Genomic DNA, 26,919 nt, shown 5'->3' with positions numbered 1-26,919 from the left:
TAAAAAAAATGAAGAATATAAAATTAAAAGCAAGCCTGATAGCTATCGTGATGGCATTTGCTTTATCGTGTGATAAAGAGTTTTTAAATACCAAGCCGCTTGATAAAATATCAAGTGCTGCAACTTGGGCTGATGGTCCCTTATCAGAAGCATTTATCTTTAACGTTTATTCGTTTTTAGGATATGGTGGTTTTGAAGAGCAAGCTTTAGCAGCTTATACTGATGAGGCGATGTTTACGCACGCAGGTAGAAATATCAACACTTTTACAGAAGGTACTGAAAGCCCAAATAACTTAGCTTGGGAAAGTGATACCTACAGATGGGGAACGATGTATTTAGCAATCAGACAAGCTAACGTTGCTCTTGAAAATCTTCCAAAAGCTACTTTCAATAATGCAACATTGAAAGAAAAATTGATTGGTGAAGCTTATTTCTTGAGAGCATATTACTACCAACAATTGCTTAGATTTTATGGTGGTGTTCCGCTTATCAGTAAACCTTACGGTTTAGATGAAGATTACTCAGCACCTCGTAATACGTATGACGAATGTGTGAAATTTATCACAAGCGACCTTGACAACGCAATCAAAATGTTGGATGGAAAAGCTACCACACCTGGTAGAGCTTCAAAATTAGCAGCAATGGCTCTAAAAGCTCGTGTATTGCTCTATGCAGCAAGTGATTTGCATGATGGCCCAACTGTAAAAGCTAAATCTAGCCTTTTAGCTGGATATTCTAATTTAGATTTAATTGCTTATCCATCAGGCGACCGTGCTGCAAGATGGAATGCCGCTAAAGCTGCTGCAAAAGCAGTTCTTGATGCAGGTGTTGGTTATAAAATGAACTTATCTGGCCCAGTATCGGCAGATGAAGGTAAAAATAACTATATGTCAATTGCATTGGGTGGTCAAAGTGCAGTAGGTGACCCTTCGGCAGCTACTGAATTGATTTTACAACGTACGCATACGGCTCTTTACACGCAAGAAGATAACTGGCCTTTAGGTGGTATTCACTATGGTATCAATAACGGACCAAACGGTTATCATAACTGGGCTGGAAATACTCCAATCCAAAACTTAGTTGATGACTATGAAATGATGGATGGTTCTAAATTTGATTGGAGTAATAAAGAACACAAAGAAGCTCCTTATGATAACAGAGATCCTCGTTTCTATGCAACTGTTCTTTACGATGGTGCTCCTTGGAAACCAAGACCATCTGATGTAGCTGCAATTGACCCAGCCAACCAAATCCAAACTGGATATTATGATGATGGTAATGGTGGCAAAATTAATGGCGTTGATACAAGAGAATCTGCAGTTGAAAACTGGAACGGAAGTAGAACGCACTATTATACAAGAAAATTCATCGACCCAAATCCAGCGTTAGCAGATAACCAATCTTCAGCTCAGGTTATTCCTTGGCCGTTTATCAGATATACTGAAATGGCTTTGAGTTATGCTGAAGCTTGTATCGAAACTGGCGACGAGGCAGAAGCCACTAAATGGATTAACAAAATCAGATTTAGAGCAGGTATGCCTGCCGTATCAGATAAAGGAACTGCTTTGAGAGACAGACTTCGTAATGAAAGACGTATAGAATTAGTATATGAAGAGCATCGCTACCATGATGCACGTCGTTGGATGATTCCTGCAACTACTGTTGGTAGAGGTATCAAATCAATCAACGTTGATGCTAGATTAAAACCTGGTGCAAAAGCTCCTAAAACTTATAAATACGATAAATCTGTTTATAACTATGTTTATACAGTAGAAGATAATACTTCGAATGAAACCCGTAAATGGACAGATAAAATGTATTATAGAGCTTTAAGTAGAGATGAAGTTAAGCGTAATACTAAGTTAGTTCAGAATCCTGGACATGCTCAGTAAAATTCGTTTGATTTAATTTCAAAAAGTAATTTAAAAATCTACTCCTTTTTGGGGTAGATTTTTAAATTTAAAGACTATTTTAAAAATATTTGAGTAATTTTCGGCTTCAATACTAACCTCTTTTATCATTTGTTTAGCCAGCATGGAAAGGAATTATTTGCGTCTATCCCAAGTCTATATGATTGTTATACTAATTATTTTACTGATTAGTTGCAAAAAAGAAACACCGCTAACTGACCAAGATTTAGCTACCAAATGGGCAGATATGACTTTGTTCATCACTAAAAATACTCCGTCTAATTCACCTACTTATTCGTCAAGATGCTTAGGTTATATCGGACTAACAATGTACGAATCTGTTGTGAATATTGATTCAAACTATCAATCTCTTGAAGGGCAGTTGGATGGGCTTGATAGCCTTCCTAAGCCTGAAATTGGAAAAGAATATGACTGGAAATTATCGCTCAATGCCGCACAAGCTTTGATACTAAAAAATATTTACAACCAAACTTCTGACCTAAATAAGCTCAAAATTGATTCGCTAGAAAAAGTAATTTTTGAAGAATATTCTACAAAAAATGAAGATAAAGAATTAATAAATAGGTCAGTAACTTTTGGAAAAGCAATTGCATCCAGAATTTTTGAATGGTCAAAAACGGATGGAGGACATCGTGCTTATTTGAAAAATTTTGACAAAAAAATGATTTATCCAACTAAACTCGGTTCTTGGAAACCGCCTTTATATGGACAGTCATTTAGCCATTTTCCGCTACACCCACATTGGGGAGAAAATCGTACTTTCTTGAAAAAGAACCACGAAATTTCAGACCCTAAAGTAATTCCTTATGATACATTGCCAAATTCTGCCTATTATAAACAGTTTTTGGCCGTATATCAGCAAGAAAAAAGCCTTACTCAAGCCCAAAAAGAAGCAGCTATTTGGTGGGGTGATGACCCAGATGAAACTTTTACTCCACCAGGGCATTCTTATTATTTGGCAACTGTGGTCATAAAAAAAGCAAATCCTAACCTAATCAAATGTGCCGAGACTTATGCAAAAGTAGGAATGGGCGTAGCCGATGCTTTTACAAATTGTTGGAAATGGAAATATAAATTTTTTACAGAAAGACCAAACACTTTTATTCCGCAACATATTGATAAATTTTGGGAATCTTTTTGGCCTGACCCGCCATTTCCTGCGTTTCCGTCGGGTCATGCTATTCAGGCGGCTACAACAGCAACAATTTTAAGTGATTTGTACGGCGAAAAGTTTTCTTTTACCGATAAAGCCCATGTTGGCCGAAAAAGAGATGAATTAAGAAATGTAGATTTTAAAGAAAGACACTTTGACTCATTTTGGCAAGTGGCACAAGAAACTGCAAACTCACGTTTTTATGGTGGAATTCATGTGCCGCAAGACAATGAAGCAGGTTTAGAAAAAGGAAAAGTTGTTGCAGAAAATATTAACCAATTGAAATGGAAGAAATGAAAAATCATCAAATAAATAGTTATTTTAAAGTGAAAAATACAGTTTACTTTCAGATTTTTGTGATATTCTTGTGTCAGACTACTATTTCATTTGCCCAAACGGCTTTTAAAGATATTACTGAGCAAGCCGGAATTAAGCATCAATTTCAAGTTTTTGAAGGCTTTTTAGGCGGTGGAGCTTGTGTTTTTGACATCAATAATGATGGGTTTGATGATATTTACTTGGCAGGTGGAATGGCCGATGACGTGCTTTATCTCAACAACAAAAATGGCTCATTTACTAATATTTATCCAAAATCTGGTTTATTGGCAACTAAAGGTTTCATAACCCAAGGAGCTGCAGCAGCTGATGTAAATCGGGATGGTTTTATTGATTTATATATTACGACAATTACTTCAAAAGGAACAAAAAAAATCATTCCAAGAGCCATTAATCTCTTGTATATCAATAATGGAAATAATACTTTTCGGGAGGCAACAAAAGATTTTGGACTAGATAAATTTAATTCATTTAGCACAGGTGCAAGTTTTGGCGATTTTAATGCGGATGGCTATCCAGACCTTTATGTTGGAAATTATTTTACTGAATATCCTGGTGACCTTAGCACAATTAATGATGCCATGATTGTGAGTGCCAATCAAATTACCGAAGGTTATTTGTTTTTGAATAAAGCAGGAAAATCCTTTAAAAATGTCTATAAAGATTATGGAATGAATCATAAAGGGTTTGGTTTTGGAGGCGTTTTTACTGATTTTGATAATGATGATGATCAAGATTTATTTGTAAATCATGATTTTGGTTATAAACGTACTCCCGATTTGCTCTATCAAAATAATTACCCTTGGCGTTCATTTGAAGAAGTTGGTAAAAAAACGAACATGGATTTGAAAATAAATTCGATGGCTACCGCAGTGGGTGACTATAATAATGATGGTTGGATGGACTATTTTATCACAAATATTCGATTCAATAAGTTTATGGTAAATGCTGGTAAAGGAAAACCATTTGTTGAGAAATCTCGTGAGTTAGGAATGGGGTATATTACGATTAGTTGGGGAGCAAACTTTGCCGATTTTGACCATGATGGAGACCTTGATTTGTTTGTGGCCAACGGAGATTTGAATCCGAATTGTGTACCAATGGGTGATTATTATTTTGATAATTTAGGCGTCAGATTTGAAGAAAAAGGTCGTTTGAAAGGGGTAAGTGACTACGGAATTGGACGAGGTTCAGTTGTTTTTGATCTAGAAAACGATGGAGATTTAGATATTTTGGTAGTGAATCAAAAACCAGTTTTGGCTGGCTATCCAGTTGAATCAACAACAAGATTATTACGGAATGATGAAACAAAAGGGAATTGGATAAAAATTGCTCTGAAAGGTGTTGAGGCAGAGTCGCATGGATTAGGCTCGAAAATTGAAATTGTGGTCAATGGAAAACATCAAATTCGTGAAATTGATGGCGGTGGTTCAAGTCATTTATCTCAAAATACTTCTTTTGCCCACTTTGGTGTAGGAAATGCAACCGAAATCGAGGAAATTATTATTCATTGGACAGGAGGAAATAAACAGGTTTTAAAACATCAAAAAGCAAATCAAACGTTGATTATCACCGAAGAAAAACATTTAAGTTTGTTTTCGATTGTGAAATGGGCTGCCGTTGGATTAATAGTTTTGATTGGAATTTTATATTTTTGGCGTAAAACTCGGAAAAAGTAAAATTACCTATTTTTCAATGTCATAAATTTTTCTTTCTGGTCATCAATAACACTAATCTATGCAAAGACATCAAGTAACAATTAAAGAAATAGCCCAAGAGCTGGGAATTTCTATCTCAACAGTTTCGAGAGCTTTGCAAAATAATCCTCGCATTGGTTTACGGACAAGAGAACAAGTTTGGAAAGTTGCCAAACAATTGCACTATGTGCCAAATCCAGCGGCGATTTTTTTGAAAAAAAACAGAACATTTACCATTGGAGTACTGCTGCCACATTTACAAGAAGAGTTTTTTTCAATGGCTATTTCGGGTATCGAGGATGTTGCTTTGCAAAAAGGTTATAACGTTGTAATCAGTCAATCTCGTGATAAATTTGAAAGGGAAGAAAACGCTATAAAATCATTCAGAAATAGTCGAGTAGATGGGGTAATTGCTTCAGTGGCAACTGAAACAACCAATTATAGCCATTTTAAAGAACTAGAAAACTTAGGAACTCCACTGGTTTTTTTCGACCGTGTTCCTCGAAATCTTGAGGCAAATAAAGTTCGTTGTAGCATAACTGAAGGTGCTTTTGAAGCAGTTGAATTTTTAATTAACAGAGGAATAACAAAGATTGCTTTGCTGAATGGGCCTTCAAATTTTGAAGTTTCAGATGAACGTTTGAATGGTTATTTAATGGCCATTAAAAAGTTTAAACTACAAACATCACCGAGCTATATCAAATCCACTGATTTGTCAAAAGAAGATAGTATTTGCAAAATGGAAGAGCTACTTGCCTTAAAAGTACCACCAGAAGCCATACTAACTTTTAATGATTATTTGGCACTTTATGCCATGCAAGTGTGTAAACAAAAAGGTATTGTGCCCAATAAAGATATTTCTTTTGTGAGTTTTGCAAACTTACCAATGACCATTTATTTGGATAATCCACCTTTGGCTTCTGTTGAACAATTTGCGTACAATATGGGCGTAAAAGCCACCGAATTATTGATGAGTATCATCGAAAACCCATCAGAAGAAATGCCTCCTCATCAAGAAATTATTTTGGGTACAAAACTCATTATTCACTGATTTTGTGCCCAAAATAAATCAACTTTCGATTGTCAATTGCTCTTCGTTTTCTTGCGTTTCTTTGCTGTCATCAACCTTAACAATATTGTCAAATAAGTTGAATGGCTCGCTTTCCTTTTCACGAACTTCAAAGAATCTCTGATGTATGTCAAACGGTTGGTCATCGGGTGTTAGTGTACAAACTACCTTTTTGTAAGTTCCATCTTCTTGTAGTTCGTATGAATTTACATTATCTCGCAGGTTATAATCAAGAATGTGCATGATTTGACGTTTTACTTCATCGTCAACCATTTCAAACAATGACTCAATACGTTTATCGAAGCTTCTAACCATAATATCGGCACTTCCACCATATAATTTTGGTTGATTATTATTATGGAAATAGAAGATTCGGGCGTGTTCAAGAAATAAACCAACGATTGACCGAACGGTAATGTTTTCGCTTAATCCTTTTCGACCAGGACGTAAACAGCAAATTCCTCGAACAATCATTTTGATGCGAACACCTGCTTGAGATGCCTTGTAAAGTTCGTCAATCACAAATTGGTCTTCAACCGAGTTAAGTTTGATACAAATACCACTTGGAAGTCCATTTTTGGCGTTTTCGGCCTCAATTCTAATCATTTCGATTAGTTTATTTCTCATATCACGTGGCGAAGTGATAAGATTATGATAATCGGCTGGTTGTGAATGTCCTGTAATTACATTAAAAAACTCTGAAATGTCTTTTGTGTAAGTTGGATTACTTGTCAGTAAACCAATATCAGTATAAAGTCTGGCTGTGTCTTCGTTATAATTTCCGCTAGCTAAATGTGCATATTGAGTTACTTTATTGCCTTCTTTTCGTACAATCAACATCAACTTTGTATGCGTTTTATACCAACCGATACCATAAATTACAAAGCAACCAGCTCTTTGTAATCGATCTGCTTCTCTGATATTGTTCTCTTCATCGAAACGAGCTTTAATTTCAAACAAAACAGATACGTGTTTGCCATTTTCGGCAGCTTTTAAGAGTGCTTGCGTAACCCTAGATTTTTTTGCCAAACGATAAATCGTTAGTTTAATAGCAAGAACGTCGGGGTCTTCGGCTGCTTTTTCGATAAGTTGTAAGACAGGTTCAAAATTGTTGTAAGGATGATGAAGCAATAAATCTTTCTCACGAATAACCTCAAAAATATCAGCATTTTTGTCCCTCAATCGCAAAGGAGAAATAGGTGGATGAACTGGTTTTATATCTTCTTGAAATTCGGGATGACGGATAATTTGCCATAAACAGGTATAATCAATCAAAAATTCATCAAAAAAGATGTTGTATTTGTCAATCTCAAAGCGTTTTTGGAGCATTGTTAGCATCCATTCATTGGCGTTTGGTTCAATTTCCATGTGTACGACTCGACCCAACCTACGACTTTTGATTTTTTGCTTAATTTCATCTACAAAATCGGCTTCAATATCATCAGATTCTTCTAGTGTAAAATCTCCATTTCTGACGATTCTAAAAAGATTTGCCGATTGAATTTCGACATTTCTGTACAATTTTTTTATTTCATGTCGAACAATCTCTTCAATCGGTAAAAACAAAATTTCTTCTCCACGTTCAATTGAATAGAAGCGAGGCAAATTTCCTGGAATCTGTACAAATGATATTTTTTTATTTTCACTATCGTCAGGAAAAAGTGTTGACCGATTAGCATCTGTTACGACGCCAAAAATCAAAGTTTTAGCAATCAAAACTGGAAAAGCATGCGTATGGTCAAAAAGCATGGGCGTAAGCATTGGGTAGATGGTATTATCAAAATACGCAATTGCTTCGTCTAATTCATTGCTGGTGAGGTCATTAACTTTTGTTATTCTGAATTTATATTCAGGAAAAAGCGGTGTTAGTTCTTCTTTAAAAATTCGGTCTTGTTCCTGACAAAATTGTTTAACAGAAAGCATCAATGCCTTTCTGAAAGGAATTTCTCTTAGTCCAGAATAATCAATTCGTTCTTTGTTGAAATCTAAATAATTATACAAACTACCTAGTCGAACTGTAAAAAATTCGTCAAGATTAGAAGCCGTAATAGCCAAAAACTTTAACCTTTCAAACAAGTTGAGGTCTTTTTCACGGGCTTGGTCAAGTACACGTTCATTAAATTTGAGCCAACTCAAATCACGACTGAGGTAGTTTGATTGCTCAATACTATCAGCGTAACGGTTGATTTTAGAATCTTCTGACTTACTTTTTGTTTCATTATCTTTGGTCGGTGCGACTAAGCCATTTAAAAACGAAAAAAGGCTACTTTTCGAGCCTTTGTCAGTTGGGGTATTTTTTGCATTTTCCTTCATCGCTCAATAACAAACTGTTTTGTGCGAAATAAGCTAAAAATGCCGAAATATTCAAGGATTTAACAATAATTTAACTTTGTAAAATTGTATTTTTATGAGAAAAGAAGTCTCTTTTTTAGCTTTATTATGAATTTCCTATTGATGAATAATCATATATTAGGTGATATTTGCTTCTTCATAAAAAAGAGATCTTCTACAATAAAAAAGGGGTTTAATTAAATAATGTTTTATATAACCCATAGTGTGGTACAAAAAGAGTTATCTTTACAAAAAGATTTTCCTGAAACTAATGAAATTAAATATTGCTTGCCAACTCAACTATGAATCTCAAGAAAATGTCCCTTTAGTTTTGATGCTTCGTCCACAAAGTGGTTCGGGTCAGCAAGTAATCGAAGAACAATTTTTGCTTTCACCCAATATCACCTTTACCGAATATAGCGATATTTATGGAAATTTATGCCAAAGAATCCATAGTCCAATCGGAAATTTGACTATTACAACAACCGCCTTAGTCGAAACGAGTGATACTATTGATGTGAATTTTAGGGCAAATTTTATTCCAGTCGAAAACCTCCCAGCACATACGCTCATTTATTTATTGCCAAGTCGTTATTGCGAATCGGATAAGTTTTCGTTCATGGCAGCAGATATTACACAAAATCTTCCATTAGGATACCAACAAGTAGAGGCAATTAGGCGTTGGGTTAGGAGTAATGTTGTTTATGAATACGGTTACAGTTCGTCTTCTTCGTCGGCATGTGATATAAATCAGAGTAGAATTGGTGTTTGTCGAGATTTTTCTCATTTATGTATTGCTCTTTGTCGTGGAATAAATATTCCTGCCCGAATGGTGGTTGGGTATCTTTATAACCTCGAACCAATGGATTTACACGCATGGTTTGAAGTTTATCTTGAAAATCAATGGTTTACTTTTGATGCCACGCAAGAACATCCAAAAGGCAATCGGGTGGTACTTGCTTATGGTCGAGATGCAAGCGATGTGGCATTTGCAACTCAATTTGGTAATATAATGCTGTGTGATATGCAAGTTTCAGTTACAGCAGCAGAGATTCGCTAAGCAAAATTTCGCTTGTGAAGAAGCTTTTTCTAGAAAAAATCAACTATTTAAATAAATAGAAATAATTAAGCTATGAATTTCGTTAAAAAAGCGTAGCATTTTTATTATCTTTGCACCCATGTTTTTAAAAAGACCCCATATCGCCCTGTTGTTTGTTAGTATTTTGTTGTTATCGGCTTGTTCAAGCAAGTTTATGAAACTACAAAAGAAAGGTACTACCGAAGAAAAGTATAAAGCCGCCAATGATTATTATAAAAAAGGAGATTATTACAAAGCTGGTATTCTTTTTGAAGAAATAATTCCATTGTTGAAAGGAGACTCACTTGCCGAGCAGTCACAGTTTTATAATGCTTATGCACAATATCAGCAAAAGCAATACAGTATGAGTGCTTATTTGTTTAAAAGTTTCTATGCAACGTATGCCAATAGCCCGATGGCAGAAGAAGCTTTTTATATGTATGCAAACTCAATGTTTAAGGATTCTCCGAACTATAATCTTGACCAAACTAGTACCCTTACAGCGATTGAAGCATTGCAAACATTCATCAATTCATATCCTGATAGTAAATATGCAGAAAGCTGTAATCAAGATTTGAAAGATTTGAGACACCGTTTGGAAGAAAAAGCTTACGAAAAGGCAAAATTGTATTACAAAACGAGTGGTGTGACGATTGCGAATTTCAAAGCTGCAGTTGTTGCGATTGATAATTTTCAAAGAGATTTTCCTGATTCTGAATATATAGAAGAATTATCTTACTTAAAAGTACAATCTCAATATGACTTAGCTACAGTAAGCTTTGAAAACAAACAAAGGGAGCGTTTTTCTGATGCACTTAAATTTTATGAAGAATTTATTGATGTTTTCCCAAAAAGTAAGTATATCAAACAGGCTGAAAAAGTGTATGATGGTGCAACTAAAGGATTAGAAAAAGCTGTAAAATACGAAAAAGAAGTAAAAGAATTAAAGGAAAAAGAAGCGGCTAAAGTTGCGAAAGAGAAAGAAGAAGCAGCAAAAAAAGATGAAAAAGTTGGCAAAAGTAATCCTTAATCTATTTGATTAAAGAGGAAGTTTGCAAAAAATAAATTAATAATAAAAAAACAAATACTCCTTTGAAATTGGGAGTAGAATCAAAATTATGGCAGTAAATCCTTCAATAATTGCGAGAGACTTAGATAAAATTGCTGCAAAGACTGGCAATATTTATGAGTCGGTATATATTGCTTCGCAACGTGCAAGACAAGTTGCAATCAAAACAAAAGAAGAATTAACCCAAAAATTGGGCGAATTTGCTTCAAATATTGATAATTTAGAAGAAATTTTTGAGAACCGTGAGCAAATCGAAATCTCAAGATTTTATGAGCGTCAACCAAAACCAACTTCTGTTGCTTTGGAAGAATTTATTGAAGATAAAGTAGAATACCGTTGGAAAGACGCTGAATAATTTCAGATAATTATACTTTTAGCAGTTGAGATATAGCTTTGTTAAGTCTCAACTGCTTTTTTGGTATATAAGAATCTTAAAATGGATAATCAACTGCAATATTTAGAATAAGGTTTTCTTTTCTCCAAGCCTTTACAAAAGGTTGAAACTGATTCAGCACCCAACGCTCTTTTTCGGGCAGCCATGGCTTTCGGAAAGGTGTGGCAAGGTCTAACCTTAGTTTTACATAAGTGAAGTCTAATCGAAGCCCTAAGCCACCACCAACGGCTAATTGTTTATAAAACTTTTTGCCAAAAACACCCTCTTCAGTATAAAATGAGTTTTCATTATATTTTGCTGACCACACATTTCCTGCATCAATGAAAGCCGCAAAATTAATGAGCTGACTAAATTTTATTCGTAATTCTGTATTCATTTCAAGCTTAATATCGCCGTAAGCATTTGTAAATATTGCCATCGAATCGGCAGCAATATTGAAACTTCCAGGACCAAGAGATCTAGCAGAAAATGCCCGAATACTATTACTTCCACCCACAAAATATTGTTTTACCTGATAAGGCAAACTCAATGAATTTCCGTAAGGTAAGCCGTAGCCTAAAATCATTCTGTTTGCCCAACGAATATTTGGCGATAAATCTAAATAATAACGCATTTCAGCATCAAAACGAGCATATTGTTCGTATAAAATTCCAAAAAGCTCTTTAGATGTTGCTTTCTTATTATTGGCTAATAGACCAGCTATATTTCCTGCAATATCAATTCCAGCATTGAGATAAAAATATTGCTTACTATTGAGAGGCTGTTTAGGTGTGTAAACGATATTATATTGGCCACCCAAAATTAGACGAGTTTCTAAAATTTTATAGTAACGCAACAAATCTTGAATATTATTACTTCTCAAAATTTTATCTACAAATTCTTCACTGATATTTTTGGGCTTTATCAAATTGATAGAAAGTGGCGTAAAATTATGTTCGGTCGTGGCATTTTTTCGCCAACTATAACTCAGCGAACTTCTTAATGACGTAATTGTATATTGATTATATTTGTAATAAGAACTATCTTCGGCAAGACCAATCCCTTTTTGAATTAATCGTTCATAGCCAATATTAATATTTGTTTTGGGAAGAGCCTGATTCCGACCTTCTCTAACTTTATAAAAAGGCAATAAAAACCTAGGAAAAGTCAAATCTGCATCGCTAGCAATTCGAAAATAACTATTGGCATTGTTATTTATTTTACCTCCGAGTTGAAAGTCAAAACCAGTATTAAAACCAATTTTCAAGATTTCTGCTCCTTTAAATATATTTCGATTGGACCAATTAACGCCTAATAGTGTACCTGCTAAATTATTTGAGCGAGTCAAACCGTTCAATTCTGCTTGAAAGGATTTATTTCTAAGTGAAGTAAGGTCATAAATAACATTTATGAAAGCCGAATCGGAGCGATTGACCATCTCAAAACGGTTTTTTACAAATTTAAAATTCCGTAAATTGATTAACCGAGAAAGTGACGCATCGTGTGTTTGGCTACTATAAAATCTACCCGTTCGGAAACCAATCGCATCATTAAAAATTTTGGTTTTATATGAATTTTTAGGGTCGAAAATTAGAAGTCCACGCCTTGCTTTAATGGCATTCCGAATACTATCTTGGGTATCAACAAATACAAAAATATCTTTAACTCTGTATTGTTTGAGCGAAGTTTGTGTAATGTTTGGTTTTAATTCAAGCAATAGATTTACTTGATGTGAATTTTGGTTTGAATCAACTTTTACAATCAGAAAATCTGGACGAAAAAAGTAAAATCCATTGATTTTTAAGGCTTTATCTATTCGGTCACGCTCTAATTTTATATTATCAAAACGGTAAGGCTCATTGATTTTGAGCAGAGAGTTTTGTTTGGTTTCAAGCAAATGTTTACCAAAAGTAGAACTGTCTTTTACTATAAATTGAACATCTTTGATGGTATATCTATGTTTTACATTAGCCAAATATAATGCTTCAGCTTTTTTACCATTTATCACTAATTCACCAGAAGCAGTCGAGCGGAAATAACCTTCATTATTCAAAAAATTGTTAATGATTTCGGTGTTAGTATTAACAGCTCTTTTACTTGCAAGAACTGGCGTTTCACCGAATTTGGTTCTAAACCATCGTCGTGGACTTTTAATTTTTTTTGGTTCACCCAAAATATAATAAAACCAAACTTTGTATGGGAAACCAAAAATTGTGCTGTTTGGAATTGGACGAATAATTGTTTTTAGCTGCTCATTAATGGCTTGATTTTGTTTTTTTGTAAAACTCGAATCTGTATAAGTTTTAATTTTTGCACCTGTGTATAAACTTTCACCTTGAGGAATATATTTACTGACCGAACATGAAGAAAGGATGAGAATTAGCAAACCGATAATTCCTTTTTCCCAGTGGGGTTTTGGAATAGTTTTCTTTTGCCCAAAAAGGTAAAATATGTATTTTATTTGTCTCATTTTTTCTTTTCAAATAACTCCTTAAAATACTCATAATCAAGCGTAATTGTGAATGCTACTCCTGTTTCAACCACAAAACCGTCAAGAATGGCTTGATATTGATTTTTACGATACGCACTAAATAAATAACGCCCATCTTTACTCAAATTATAATTGAGCGAAATATTATCGACAATTTCGGTAGAAGTTGCGGCTGAGCCAGTGGTATTTTCAAGCTGAAAATTTCGTCCAACAGCAATTTTTAAACGGTCATTTAAAAATGCTTTACTAAGGCCTACATTCAAATCTGTTTTTGCTTTATTTCCTGCATCAGTACTTAGTGTTGTTGAATTTAGATTAAAGTCAAGTTTAATTCCTTTGATGAGGTCTCCAGCTAATAAATTGAGTTGGTCGGTTAGGAGTTTACTAACACTTTGTCGGGCAATTGCTTCTGGATTTATTCCAGAAAAGAAATCGCTTGATTGTTCACCCAAAAACTTGTTGAGCATCAATAAAGCAAAAACTTGCTTGTTCATTTCTACCTGATTTTGTTTGGTTTCTGTAAGATAACCATTGTTTTTGATGGCTTCTGTAATATCAGAAGGAGCTTTTGCATCAACTCGTATATCAAAATCAATTGTAGGATTAGAGAGATTTCCACTCATTTTTAATAAAACTTCAAGCGGTACTTTTCCTAAATTTTCTAATTTGGGTATTTCAGCATTTATCTTATAAACCGCTGTGATATCAACTTGAGCCTGCATTGGGTCGCCAGTCCAAAGGAGTGAGCTACCTTTTTCAATGGCAAATTGTTTTTTCAAAAATTGAAAAGACAAATCATAATTTCCCGAAGAAAGCTCATACAATCCAAGTACATAAGGCTGACCACTTGGTGTAATTCCTGTGTTAAGTTGAGCATTTCCTTTGACTTTGATGTTGTCTCCATTAAGTTCATCAACGATGATAGTTAATTGTGATTTATTATCAACTTCGATATTAAGTGAAACTTCTTCAACAAAATCAAAGGGTGTTGCAAGTTGAGTAGAATCAGTTAATACGATATTATCAATGTTTGGATTTTTTAGATTAACAAACTCAACAATGCCATCAGTTTCGGCTTTATCGATTTCACGGTCTGGTAGTAAAACTGTAATATCGCTTCCTTCTTTTACCTTCACGATACCGTCAATGGCAGGTTTTGTGCCAATGCCTTGTACATTCAAATTAGCATCAACGAAGCCTTTACCGTAGAAAAAATCATTGTCTTTTCTACTTCCGTTCAATACCATGAAATTCTTAGTGTCAATGTTGAGTTTGTAAGAATAGTCAGGAATGTTTTGCAAATAGAGGTTGCCATTGACATATAAATTTTGTCCGAGTGTGTCGGCAATGGTAAATTTATTGAAGGCAATTATACTATTTTTGAAGTTAAAATGTTGATTTTGAATGCGATAGGTTGAACCAAGCTGAGCCAAACTAAATGATACTGTATCAAATTTTATATCGCCATCAATAATTGGTTTATTTGGCTCACCTTTTAAGTAAAGTTCTCCGTTCAGGCTTCCACGTGCATTTTTTAATTCACCAAAACTAAATGCCTCGATTGTTTTTGCTCCAATTTTATTAATATTAATTTTGAAATCAAGCGGCTTCTTTTGTTTTAAAAAATAATTTCCGTCTAAACGAATATCATTATTGTTCCCCAAAATAGTTGCTAATACTTTGATTTTATCATTGGTCTCATTTGCTGCGTTAAGGCTTAAATTACCAATCGGAATTTGTGTGAAGATAAAGTTTTTGATGGCTAAATCTCCTGTAAACTCTGGTGTATTCATAAAATCTCGAAGTTGGAAAGTACCATTGAGCGTACCGCCAGCCAGCGTAGAATCTTGTGTTGACAAAGTTACAAAAGGCTTGATATTAAGGCTGTCAATTTGAATATTAAGTGGCGAATTTGGTTCAAAACTTTTGCTATTAATTCTTACTCGTTGGCGGTCTTGTGCCAATGAAAAATTATTAATATAGATACCTTTTGGGCTATATTCTAGGAAACCAGTTGAATCAGATAACCATGTTTGATAGTCAATAAGCGTTCCTTTTTTACTAAAATTAAGCCTAAATTTATCTCCGATTGAACGAAGATTTCCTGCAAAACCATAACGATTAACATTGAGTGAATCTTTGGCAAATAACATCATTGAAAGCACATTATTGACAACCTCGCCACCCAGAGAAATTCCTCTAAATTTGTAATCATCATAAAGGATTTGGGCAATAGTAGTTTGATATGAAGCTTTATTATTTGCACCGAAAATCTTAAATTGAGCATTTGAAACGCTCGAAGTATCGTATTCAAGATAAGGTACAAAAAGCGTTGCTTGCAAAGTTGTATCTTTCAAATTATTAATTTGAGCTGATAAATGAATGGTGTCAAGTTTAGTAATTCCAGCTACAAAAGTTTGAATAAATGGATGATTATTAAGCTTGGCTGTAATCTTTACATCATAAGGTGTAATAATGGTTTTATAAGGAATGGAAGGTAAAGCGAAGTACTTATTTATTTCGGTCAAAAGAATATCGCTGAGTTGTGTATAAATAAATTTTCCGTCGATTTGTGCATTCAAGAAAGGTGATTTTAGTGTAATATCTCGAACATTATTGGTGTTTTTAATATCTAAATAAACATTTTCTAGCGGAATTGTACGTCCATCTTTTTTCAAAATGGCATTATTTATCAAAATATTTCCTACAGGATTTTCAGGATTCGTAGAAACCATATTCAGCTCAATATTGCCTTTCAAACTCAAATTTTCGGTGTAAAGTTTGAGTTTTTGTAGGTCTAACTCATCAATCATCACTTTTGCTTCGATGGTGGGAAATTCTTCTGCAAGATTTACTCGTGTGTTAATTTTTACTTTCGCATTTTCATCATTAACTGATGCTTTAAAATCAGCGATTTGATTTTTAATAGAGCCATTAAGAGCTAAGTTGTTGTATTCATAGCCTTGAATTTCTGCTTTTTGAGCAATACCAACAACGTCAGCATTCATCGTTTTTTGGTCAAAACCTGAACCTTTAATGGTGGCATCAAGCGTAAGTTTTCCAACGGTTTCTGGCTGTTTGGTTAGTTTTCCTAGGTCAAATTGCTGCAATGTGATTCTGCCATCATAAGTTTGATTTTTATCTGCAGTAATATTTTTTAGTGTTCCTTTGAATGCTCCACCACCAAAGTCTGAATCAACAGAGGCATCAATGATTAAATCCTGTAATTTACCTTTAATTGAGCCTTCCAGACTCAAATGCTCAGGTAATTCGATGTTTTTTGGAATGAGACTATCGCCCGCAACTCGCAAAATATCTTTTTTTGTTAAACTTAATTGACCGATTTCCATGTCAACACCTAATTTGTCGGTATTTGGCAAACCTACAATTCGTCCTTTTACTTGTAAATGTGCTTCACCAAAACCATCAATCACCAATTTTTCAACTAAAAGATTATTCACTTTTCCACTCAATATTCCATCTGCTTTGATAATTTCGTTTTCTTTTCCCTTGAAAGTTGGATTTTCTGCCAATGAAGGTACTAAAATGAATAAATCGTTGACAGCTAATTGACTTTTTTTAAGATTAAGTTTTACACGAACATTTCCAAGATTTTTAGTGAAATCCTCCACCGAATTGTACTGCATCGAAAGTTCATCTTGTAAAATTGTATTGGGTGTTTTTACCAAAAGTTTTTTGAGACTTAATTGTTTATCGGTATAATTAAAATTGGTACTGATATTTTTAATATCTAAGCCACTTTTTTCGTTAAAAGTCGTATTTTTTAATTGACCTGAAATCTGTTTTGGACTAAAAATTAAGTTATTTAAGTCAAAACCAAGTTTTTTTATATTGATATGTGAAGCATCAAAGCCTTTTGGTTGAATATTTCCGTTGAAATCGTCGTAGCGAATAGCGTTATTTTTGAGCTGAGTTTTATCAATATTAATGAGCCAATTGTTTGGTGTGCTTTTAGCTGTAACCGATGGCTTAATTTGATTTTTTTTGGCAAAAGCTACAAAAGTTTCCGAATTTTCTAGGCTTATTTTTTTTAACTTTATCTGTTGATTAACAAAATAAAATTTATCGCCTTCAGCTTCAAGTTTACCTAATTTGCCGCCATTTTTGATGCCATCAGTTTCACTTTCAAAAAGCCAATTCATTTTTGTTAAACTCAAACTTTTGAAGTTAAAATCAAGGCTATCAGTTGTTGTTTTGGCTGAATCTTTACTTTTTGAAGCAAGCAAAGGTTGATAAAGCTTTAGAATAAAATTGCCATTATTTCCGTTAATATCAGCGAAGCGGTATTGTGATTTTTCGAGGTTAAATTTATCAAAACTGGTTGTTAAATCACCAAAGTTCGCATCAGCATCAGTACCTAAAACGGCGTCTTTGTAGGAAATACTTATGTTTTTGAGTTTGATATTTTTTAAACCAATTTCAAAAGGCTTAGCATTTGAAGGGGTTGAATTTCCTGAATCAAATGCTTTCAGAATAAAATTAAAGTTAAAAACTGTATCAGGAAGTGTACGATTAACTTTCAAACGGATATTTTCGAGTTCGACTTGATTGATAACTACTTTATTTTGTAAAAGAGCCATCATATCTATGTCAAGATACAATCGTTTTCCAGCAATAAGCGTATCTTTTTGAAGGTCTTGGATATAGATATTTTCGAAAGAAATCCAGTCAGGAATATCAAATCTGACTTTTTCAATTTCAATTTTCGTATGTAGTTTTTTCCTAAGGTACGAAACAACCTCTTTAGTCAGAAAATCTTGCCCTGTGGGAGATTGAAGATAGATGAAAAGTCCCCCAACAAGAAAAGAAATTCCGATTAATAGCCAAACTATTATGCGGAGAAATCGTTTCATTAATGCAATTTAGTCAAAAAACTGTTTACTTTTAACGTAGAAAGTAAATACTTAGCATGAAGATTTTGATTTTTATTATGAATTGTCGCAATTTTACATGTCAATAAACCATTAAACTGATTCAAATTGAGCTTAAAAAACAAAAAAATTGTACTTGGAGTATCAGGAAGTATTGCCGCTTATAAAGCAGCATTATTGGTGCGTTTATTAGTTAAAGAATCGGCAGAAGTAAAGGTTATAATGACAGATGCTGCCAAAGATTTTATTACTCCACTCACACTTTCAACTTTATCTAAAAACCCTGTTTTGTCGTCATTTACAAAAGGCGAAACAGGTGAATGGAATAACCATGTTGAACTTGGACTTTGGGCGGATGCAATGATCTTTGCTCCTGCATCGGCAAATACGCTTGCGAAATGTGCCAATGGAATTGCCGATAATTTATTGATAGCAACTTATTTATCAGCAAAATGTCCTGTTTTTTTTGCTCCAGCAATGGATTTGGATATGTATATTCATCCGAGTACTGTGGCTAATCTTGGAAAATTACAATCGTATGGAAATGAGATAATTAATGCCGAATTTGGTGAATTAGCGAGTGGTTTGGTAGGGGAGGGAAGACTTGCTGAACCAGAAGAAATTGTTTATCAACTGTCACGACATTTCTCAAAAAAACTAATTTTTAAACACAAAAAAATATTGATTACAGCGGGCCCGACCCAAGAGCCGATTGACCCAGTAAGGTTTATTAGTAATCACTCTTCAGGGAAAATGGGCTTTGCTATTGCAGAAGCTTTTGCAATGGCTGGAGCGGAAGTAACTTTGGTGAGCGGCCCTGTTTCGATTGCTTCGCCAAAAGGTGTAAAAGTTGAAAAAGTGCAATCTGCACAACAAATGTTTGAGGCTACCTCAAAATATTTTTCCAATAGTGATATTGTTGTCTTGTCGGCAGCGGTGGCAGATTATACACCTCTGCATGTAGCCGATAAAAAAATCAAGAAAAAAGAAGATGTGTTTACTATTGAAATGACTAAAACAACTGATATTGCAGCAACTTTAGGAAAACAGAAAAAAAATGGTCAGATAATTGTTGGGTTTGCTTTAGAAACGGATAATGAATTTGAGAATGCAAAAGGAAAACTCGAACGCAAAAATTTTGATTTCGTAGTTTTAAATTCCTTACAAGATAGTGGAGCTGGTTTTCGTTATGATACAAATAAAATTAAAATTATAGACCGAGCAGGAAATATTTATGATTTTGATTTGAAAACCAAAACAGAAGTGGCTCAAGATATTTTAAACACAATTATTACGTTTTTGGCATAATAATTACAACGTTTTCAATCCAAATCAAGAAATTAACACAAAAAAGTGTTTGTGATGCGTCCATAAAATCAATGAAAAAATTTATCTGTCTATTTTTTTTAGCAAATTATACTTTTTTGCTTCAAGCCCAAGAAATCAATTGTAATGTGACAATTGTTTCAGACCAAATTCAGGCTCAGCAAATGGCTGAAAAGCAGGTTTTTGTAGAAATGAAAACTGCTATCAACGATTTTATGAATAATAAACGCTGGACGAACGATATTTATAGCCAAGAAGAACGCATAAAATGTAACTTAATTATTACGTTTACAAAGTCACCGCAACAAAATGTTTTTCAAGGAAATGCTCAATTTCAAGTTATTCGGCCAGTTTATAATGCAACTTATGAAACGGTAATTTTGAGCTATGTTGACCGAAATTTCAATGTTTCGTTTACACCAGACGACCGACAAATGATTTTTAATGAGCAAACTTTTTCTAATAATTTAACTTCAATTTTGGGCTTTTATTCATTGATTGCTCTTACAGTTGATTATGATTCTTTCGGGAAATTAGGTGGAAATCCATATTTGCAAAGAGCATACAATATTGCGAATCTAGCTTCGAGTGCAGGACAAGGCGGATGGGAGCAGTCAGGAGACCAACGAAACCGTTATTGGTTGGTTGAAAATCTTCAAAATCAGCAATTATTGCCTTTTCGAGAAGGGCTTTATAATTATCATCGCATAGCTTTGGATAATTTTACAATTGACCCAGTTGGAGGCAGAAAACAAGTGATTGATTTTTTGAACGCTATCAAAACAATGCAACAATTACGAGCAAATTCGGTGTTGTTGAACAGTTTTATGAATGCAAAAAACCAAGAAATGGTTAATATTTTTTCGGAGGCATCAAAAGATGAGAAGCAAAAAGCATTTCAGTTATTATCGGCTGTTGACCCTTCAAAAACAGAACTTTATCGGAAGTTAGTGAAATAAGATTGTGTAAAAAAGCGAGACGTTGCACCGCAACGTCTCGCTTTTTATTTGCTTAATAGCCCCATTTTTTAATAATAGCTAAATCTTCTTTCATACAATCTAGCGGAGCTTTTCCTTGATAAGATTCTTGCTCAATAATAAATTGGGTTGTTCCTCCCGATTTTTTGCCCATATCAATAATATCTTTTACACCGATTACTCCAGTGCCTAGAATGGCACTTTCCCAACCACCGTGTTCAGATTCACTCTTGATTTCGTCTTTTACGTGCATCAATTCAAATCTACTTGGATATTGTTTGAGCAAATCGGCAGCACGACCACCACCGCCGTACATATTACCAATATCTAGTTGTTGAGCAACCAAATTTGGGTCAGTATTTTGGAGCATGATATCATATACTTTAACGCTGCTTAATTTAAGGCTAAATTCAAAATCGTGGTTGTGGTAACCAAACTTCATTCCTGATTTTTTACAAAGTTCACCCGATTTATTGAAAACTTCCATGTAACGCTTCAAATCATCAAAGTTTTTACGTAATGCAACATCCAACCATGGGCTAATTACATATTTTTGTCCGCAAATGGCCGCATCTTCAATCGTTTGTTTCCAAGAATCTGAGAAATCGTTTTTGCTTTCATCCCAATGTTGTTTGCCCATAACAGTGTGGCCACTAGGCATTTTTAAACCTAAATCATCTAATATTTTACGAAATTCTTTTGCTGAAAATCCATAAAATTTGCGGTCAATATAATTGGCATGTTCAACATTGGTATAACCCATTTCGGCTAATTTTTTCAAATTAGCTACTGGGTCTTTTCTCATGTCATCACGGATAGAATAAAGTTGGACCCCAACCATGTGTTTTGGCTTTTTGGAAGCTAATAATTCGCTTGAAAAGGCAGCTGTACCCGCTAATGCTAAGGCACTTTTTTGAAGAAATTCTCTTCGTTCCATAATTTTTTTCGTAGTTTTTACTGGTTTTAGATTGAATGCTTAAATGTACTAAATTTATAAATAGGGTGAAACAGCGATTTTTATTAGTTCTATCAATTCCTCGTCCATAAATTGATAATCATCTGGAATATCTAAAATAATTATCTCTTTTTCATTACTAATTGAGGCAAATCTTTGGTCGATACGTTGTTTATGTTTTTTTTCCATGACAAAAATAATATCTGACCAATTAATTAATTTTTCGGAAATTTTAATGCGAGCGGAGGGTTCAGTTCCTGCCGATTGAACTTGATGCTCTTGACTATTCTTGAATATTGCCTCAGCCGTTGGGCTTCGCCATTGATTTCTGCTACATACAAAAAGTAGATTCATAGAATTTTTATATTTAAAAGTATCTGGATTTAGAAATAATGAATAAATTACTTATTCTTTTGTCACGATTTCATCCAAGTTTAGCATTGCATTTGCTGTAACAGCCATTGCAGCCAACGAAGGAGATGTATCCGAACGACCAAAAAACTTATAAGCTTCAACGGGATTTTTTTTGTATTGTTGTTCGGTTTGTCGGTAAAGTTTAGTCAAAACTTGTAATTCACGTCCATCAATATTTCGCATCATTATCAAATTAAACCCTGCTTGAATTTGTTGTTCGGGACTTTTTCCATGTTTAATCATAATTTTTGCCAGTTGTTGAGCAGCTTCAACGTAGGCAGGGTCGTTGAGCGTAACGAGTGCTTGTAAAGGTGTGTTGGTGCGTAATCTGCGAGATTGACAAAACTCTCGACTTGGTGCATCAAACGACATCATTGAAGGATACGGCGAAGTGCGTTTCCAAAATGTGTAAATTGCTCTGCGATGTTTGTCTTCGCCGTTTGAAGTATTCCATGATTCGCCACTCCACGGCGATTGCCACATCCCTTCAGGTTGATAAGGCATGACACTTTTTCCAAGCATTTTATTTGATAAAAGACCACTCACAAGCAAGGCTTGGTCACGAACTTGCTCAGCCGTTAGTCTTATGCGTGGTCCACGAGCCAATAATCTGTTGGCAGGATCTTTTTCAAGAAGGACATTGTTGACTTCCGAAGATTGTCGATAAGTACCTGATGTGACAATCATTCGGAGTAATTTTTTTACGCTCCATCTCATGTCATTTTGGAAGCTAACTGCCAAATAATCAAGCAGTTCTGGGTGAGAAGGAGGTGACCCTTGTGTACCAAAATCTTCGACAGTCTCAACGATTCCTATTCCAAAAATTTGTTCCCAAAATCTATTGACAGTTACTCTTGCAGTTAAAGGATTTTTTCCATCAACAAGCCATTTGGCAAATCCAAGTCGATTCTTAGGATATTCATTTGAAAGTTTTGGTAAATATTTTGGCACATCAGGTTTTACTTCTTTTCCTTTTACTAGCCAATTTCCTCTTTCAAAAATGTACTGTTTTCTTGCTAAATCGCCAGTTCCTTCAATCATAATTGGACTATAATCGGCTTTGGCATTTAATATTTCTTTATATTTTGATTCAATAGCTTGATAATCAGGGGTTTCTGCATACGTACTTTGAAATGAAATCCATTTAATTTGTAACCATTCTTTTGGTGTTTTGGGATTTATAAAAACAAAATAAAAATTGTGCTTTCCTTCCATTTTTGGTAAAGTATAAAACATTACCGTATCACGAGTCTTGAAAATCGGAATCGACAAAATTGTTTTTCCTTCTAACGAATTATCTTTGATGAGTAAAGTACCTTTTTCATTACCTGTGTTAAAGGTCATCAACAAACGATTTTTACCAGTAAGCGTCACATTTTGCAGTCGGCCATAACCTGTATGTTGCAAGCCCAGATACTTTGAATCTAACAAAGTTGAAGTACCACTTGAAAGTGGAGTAATATCATGCGAATTGAATTTTGGCTCTAAAACTTTAGCAAATTTTTCAAATTCTAAGGCTTTTTCGAGCGAAGATTTATTTAAAATCCATTGTTTAACTTCTTGAATTTTTGTCGAATCTTCTTTCTTGTAAAAACGTAAATATGGCGTTTCACTTACAACATCTTCATCACGTGTGTTATTAAAAAACGCCATTGTTTTATAATATTCTTCGTGAACAAATGGGTCATAAGGATGCGTATGACATTGTACACAGCCAATTGTTGTTCCCTGAAAAACATCAAATGTCGTATTTACGCGGTCAATTAATGCGGCAACTCGAAACTCTTCATCAACTGTTCCTCCTTCATCATTTGTCATGGTATTTCGATGAAAAGCTGTTGCAATAAGTTGATTATCAGTCGGTTGTGGTAATAAATCGCCCGCTAATTGTTCAATTGTAAATTGGTCAAATGGCTTATCTTGATTAAAGGCATTGATTACGTAATCACGATAACGCCAAATATTTCGATAAACATCTCTTTCGTAGCCTTTTGTATCGGCATATCGTGCTAAATCAAGCCACATGGCTGCCCAACGTTCGCCATAATTTGGAGAAGCTAAGAGTTTATCGACAACTTTTTCGTAAGCATTTTCCGATTTGTCATTCAAAAAAGATTGCAATTGTTGTTCAGTAGGAGGTAAACCAATTAAATCTAAATAAACTCGACGTAGTAAAGTACCTTTATCTGCTTCTACCGAATGTGTTAGCCCTTCTTTATTAAGTTTTTCAAGCACAAAATGGTCAATTTTATTTTTAGCAAAACGAGTTTCATCATCTTTAAAAAGTCCGAGTCTGGCAAAAAATCCACCAACAGCAGGTACTTCAGGTTTTACAGGTTTTTGATAAGCCCAATGTTCGCCCCAATTTGCTCCTTCTTCAATCCATTTTTTCAAAATGGCTATTTCTTCTTTTTTTAATGCCTCTTTTCCTTTGGGCATTATTTCATCTAAATCATTGGTAATTAGTCTTTTATAAAACTCTGAATGTTCAGCATCACCAGGGATAATGGCTGTTTTTCCAGATTTTCCTTTGGTATTAATTGCTTCTTGTGAGAATAAAAAACTTAGATTCCCTGCTTTTTTTACACCTCCATGACAAGCCACACAATGCTTATTCAAAATAGGTTTCACTTCTGTATTAAAATCAATATCATCATTGAATGGATTAAAACTAAAAGCCATTAAGCCAATAATGGCTAAAAACGAAATACTCAGAAATGCAATATTGGGAAGTTTCATAGATGTCTATACAAGTGCCTGTACAAATTTAATAGATTCGAGCTAATTTCATAATAATTTTTCATTAGAATAATTTATATTCAGAATATCATCACTAAATTTAGCCATTCGACACATCTTTTGCTTGGATTGTATGAAAGTATTTGTAGAATCTTTGAAATACCCGAAGATTTGATGCCAAATTAGGTCATAGTAATTATGATATTGATAAAAAAACATTTTGTCTTTCATTTTTATAACCTAAGACTAAAATATAAAATTAAAAAAATGAGCGATTTCTTATCAAAACTGAAAGGTATTTTTATTGTACAGTCTCCTACGGATGGACAATCAACAGAGGCTACACCAACAAAAGTAGTATCAAATCAATCATCAACTCCACCTTCGCCGAAAGCAGAGGTGTTGGCTCCTGATGGAAAGGTTTCTGATAAATTTTATGAAATTTTATTTGGAGCAATGGAAACCAATAATCAGCCTGGATTTGATTATTTGGAATTCAAAAAATCTCTTCAAACATTAGCCAAAATGCCAATGGATGAACAAACTCGTTATGGTTCTGCTTTTGCTGCTGCACAAGCCATGAGCGTAACGAGTCAGCAATTAAGTGAGTCTGCACAGTTTTACTTGAATGTTTTGAAGAGCGAAGATGCAAAGTTTCAAGAATCAGTTAATCAGCAACGTCAAAAACAAATTGGAAGTAAAGAAAAAGCAATTGCAGACCTCGATGCAACAATCAAAGCTAAAGGCGAGCAGATTGCCAAATTAACTCAAGAAATTGCCATTCATCAAGATGATATGGGCAAAATAAAAGCTGAAATATCTGAAGCGGTTGTGAAAATTGAGACAACTTTGAGCGATTTTCATGCCACTTATAGTGACTTAATAGGTCAAATAAGTAAAGATGTTGAAAATATGAAGAAATATTTGAAGTAAAAAATATTTGATATTGTGCTAAAATTACAAATTTTGGCTAATAACAATTAAGTGCCATTTTTAAAATACCTAAACCAAAAAGAGTGTTTGCCCTACTCCCAATGGAATTTATCTAAAACAAAAACTTCCCCAAGGGCTGGGGGTTTATTACAATGGAACTACAAGACTCAAAACCAAAATCATTTTGGAATCGACCAGAAGGTACAACAGGTATGCTTTTTGCCGCAGGAATTCTGCTTGGTGGAGGATATTTATTATACCAAGCACTGCCTATATTAATTACATTAGCCTCAAATACACTTTATTTAGCAGGTTTGTTGATTGCTTTGGCAGCAGTAATTTATATGGTACTAGACCCCAAAATGCGGAATCTGGTGTTTTATATGTACAAAAGTATTATGCGTTGGATTACAGGTTTGTTTATTCAACTTGACCCTATTGGAGTTTTGAAAACCTATATTGATGAGTTGCAAGATAATCTTGGAAAAATGAATCAACAGATTTCTAAGCTGAAAGGGCAGATGGTTAATCTAAAAACGATTATCGAAAATAACAAAAAACAAATTCAAAATGACTTGAATTTAGCAAGCAAAGCCAAAGAAACTGATAAACAAGCGATGATGGTTTTGAAGGCTCGTAAAGCTGGCCGCTTGCAAGAATCAAACATGAAATTGGATGATTTATACAAGAAAATGGAGATTCTTTACAGAGTTTTGAGCAAAATGTACGAAAATTCGGAAGTAATGTTAGAAGATATTAAAGACCAAGTTGTTGTGAAAGAACAAGAGCGAAAAGCGATTCGTGCGAGTCATTCCGCAATGCGTTCGGCAATGAATATTATGAACGGAAACAAAGACCAACGCCAAATGTTTGATATGGCTTTAGAATCAATTACAGATGATGTAAGCCAAAAAGTTGGTGAAATGCAACGTTTCATGGAAGTTTCATCAAACTTTATGGACTCTATTGATTTACAAAATGGTGTTTTTGAAGAAGAAGGTTTAAATATGCTTGAGAAATGGGAAAAAGAAGGTGTTTCTTTACTACTTGGTGATGACAAAAAAGCGTTGATTGCGGGTAGCAGTGTTTCGTCGAGTAAATCTTCTGGAAATCAATACGATAAATTATTTGAATAAAAATTGAGTTACAAAAAAG

17 protein-coding genes are annotated in these 26,919 nt (G+C 34.3%); 11 read left to right on the top strand and 6 right to left on the bottom strand.

Annotated elements, in window-relative coordinates:
- The first annotated feature begins 8 nt into the window (after positions 1-8).
- The 4 genes from MJQ71_RS18230 to MJQ71_RS18215 all read left to right on the top strand — a co-directional run bounded on the left by MJQ71_RS18230 (position 9) and on the right by MJQ71_RS18215 (position 6,168).
- Positions 9-1,892: a RagB/SusD family nutrient uptake outer membrane protein gene (locus tag MJQ71_RS18230; RefSeq protein ID WP_238808315.1), complete on the top strand. Its 1,884-nt coding sequence runs from the start codon at positions 9-11 to the stop codon at positions 1,890-1,892.
- 178 nt (positions 1,893-2,070) lie between these two features.
- Entirely contained in the window at positions 2,071-3,381 is a 1,311-nt protein-coding gene (locus tag MJQ71_RS18225; protein ID WP_238808313.1) for a vanadium-dependent haloperoxidase, read from the top strand.
- A complete protein-coding gene (locus tag MJQ71_RS18220; protein WP_238808312.1) occupies positions 3,378-5,099 on the top strand; it encodes a CRTAC1 family protein in 1,722 nt (573 codons plus the stop codon). Before MJQ71_RS18225 ends, MJQ71_RS18220 begins: the two co-directional genes overlap by 4 nt.
- A 58-nt stretch (positions 5,100-5,157) precedes the next feature.
- Entirely contained in the window at positions 5,158-6,168 is a 1,011-nt protein-coding gene (locus MJQ71_RS18215) for a LacI family DNA-binding transcriptional regulator (RefSeq protein ID WP_238808311.1), read from the top strand.
- Positions 6,169-6,186: 18 nt separating this feature from the next.
- Here MJQ71_RS18215 and ppk1 read toward each other — a convergent pair whose 3' ends face one another.
- The gene (gene ppk1, locus MJQ71_RS18210; RefSeq protein WP_238808309.1) at positions 6,187-8,499 is read right to left on the bottom strand and encodes a polyphosphate kinase 1; all 2,313 of its coding nucleotides are present in this window, start codon (positions 8,497-8,499) and stop codon (positions 6,187-6,189) included.
- Between the two features lie 289 nt (positions 8,500-8,788).
- Between ppk1 and MJQ71_RS18205 the strand changes: the two genes are divergently transcribed.
- The 3 genes from MJQ71_RS18205 (at position 8,789) to MJQ71_RS18195 (ending at position 11,019) form a co-directional block, all read left to right on the top strand.
- A complete protein-coding gene (locus tag MJQ71_RS18205; protein WP_238808306.1) occupies positions 8,789-9,577 on the top strand; it encodes a transglutaminase family protein in 789 nt (262 codons plus the stop codon).
- 118 nt (positions 9,578-9,695) lie between these two features.
- A complete protein-coding gene (locus MJQ71_RS18200) occupies positions 9,696-10,625 on the top strand; it encodes an outer membrane protein assembly factor BamD (protein WP_238808304.1) in 930 nt (309 codons plus the stop codon).
- An 88-nt stretch (positions 10,626-10,713) separates the two neighbouring features.
- Positions 10,714-11,019: a DNA-directed RNA polymerase subunit omega gene (locus MJQ71_RS18195; protein ID WP_238808302.1), complete on the top strand. Its 306-nt coding sequence runs from the start codon at positions 10,714-10,716 to the stop codon at positions 11,017-11,019.
- A gap of 76 nt (positions 11,020-11,095) precedes the next feature.
- Here the strand turns inward: MJQ71_RS18195 and tamL are convergent, their stop codons facing one another.
- Complete coding sequence (tamL, locus tag MJQ71_RS18190) at positions 11,096-13,507, bottom strand: translocation and assembly module lipoprotein TamL (protein WP_238808301.1); 2,412 nt, start codon at positions 13,505-13,507, stop codon at positions 11,096-11,098.
- The gene (locus tag MJQ71_RS18185) at positions 13,504-18,402 is read right to left on the bottom strand and encodes a translocation/assembly module TamB domain-containing protein (protein ID WP_238808299.1); all 4,899 of its coding nucleotides are present in this window, start codon (positions 18,400-18,402) and stop codon (positions 13,504-13,506) included. The genes tamL and MJQ71_RS18185 overlap by 4 nt, the downstream gene beginning before the upstream one ends.
- Positions 18,403-18,528: 126 nt before the next feature.
- Here MJQ71_RS18185 and coaBC point away from each other — a divergent pair, with 126 nt between their 5' ends.
- Both coaBC and porD read left to right on the top strand, forming a co-directional pair.
- Positions 18,529-19,728 (top strand): bifunctional phosphopantothenoylcysteine decarboxylase/phosphopantothenate--cysteine ligase CoaBC, encoded by a 1,200-nt coding sequence (gene coaBC / locus MJQ71_RS18180; protein ID WP_238808297.1) that lies wholly within the window; start codon positions 18,529-18,531, stop codon positions 19,726-19,728.
- Positions 19,729-19,799: 71 nt separating this feature from the next.
- The gene (gene porD, locus MJQ71_RS18175; RefSeq protein ID WP_238808295.1) at positions 19,800-20,705 is read left to right on the top strand and encodes a type IX secretion system protein PorD; all 906 of its coding nucleotides are present in this window, start codon (positions 19,800-19,802) and stop codon (positions 20,703-20,705) included.
- Positions 20,706-20,757: 52 nt separating this feature from the next.
- Here porD and MJQ71_RS18170 read toward each other — a convergent pair whose 3' ends face one another.
- Genes MJQ71_RS18170 through MJQ71_RS18160 form a run of 3 tightly spaced genes read right to left on the bottom strand, consistent with a single transcriptional unit; the run spans position 20,758 to position 24,831 of the window.
- On the bottom strand, positions 20,758-21,660 hold the full coding sequence (locus MJQ71_RS18170) for a sugar phosphate isomerase/epimerase family protein (protein ID WP_238808292.1): 903 nt from the start codon (positions 21,658-21,660) through the stop codon (positions 20,758-20,760).
- Positions 21,661-21,714: 54 nt separating this feature from the next.
- A complete protein-coding gene (locus MJQ71_RS18165) occupies positions 21,715-22,032 on the bottom strand; it encodes a low molecular weight protein tyrosine phosphatase family protein (protein WP_238808290.1) in 318 nt (105 codons plus the stop codon).
- A gap of 51 nt (positions 22,033-22,083) precedes the next feature.
- On the bottom strand, positions 22,084-24,831 hold the full coding sequence (locus MJQ71_RS18160) for a DUF1553 domain-containing protein (protein WP_238808288.1): 2,748 nt from the start codon (positions 24,829-24,831) through the stop codon (positions 22,084-22,086).
- A 267-nt stretch (positions 24,832-25,098) separates the two neighbouring features.
- Between MJQ71_RS18160 and MJQ71_RS18155 the strand changes: the two genes are divergently transcribed.
- Both MJQ71_RS18155 and MJQ71_RS18150 read left to right on the top strand, forming a co-directional pair.
- A complete protein-coding gene (locus MJQ71_RS18155; protein ID WP_238808287.1) occupies positions 25,099-25,764 on the top strand; it encodes a hypothetical protein in 666 nt (221 codons plus the stop codon).
- 152 nt (positions 25,765-25,916) lie between these two features.
- A complete protein-coding gene (locus MJQ71_RS18150) occupies positions 25,917-26,900 on the top strand; it encodes a hypothetical protein (RefSeq protein WP_238808286.1) in 984 nt (327 codons plus the stop codon).
- Positions 26,901-26,919 lie beyond the last annotated feature (19 nt).

Source organism: Emticicia aquatica (assembly GCF_923079645.1).
Lineage (GTDB): Bacteria > Bacteroidota > Bacteroidia > Cytophagales > Spirosomataceae > Emticicia > Emticicia aquatica.
Note: the sequence above shows the minus strand (reverse complement) of the source record. Positions and strands in the feature narration are given on the sequence as shown.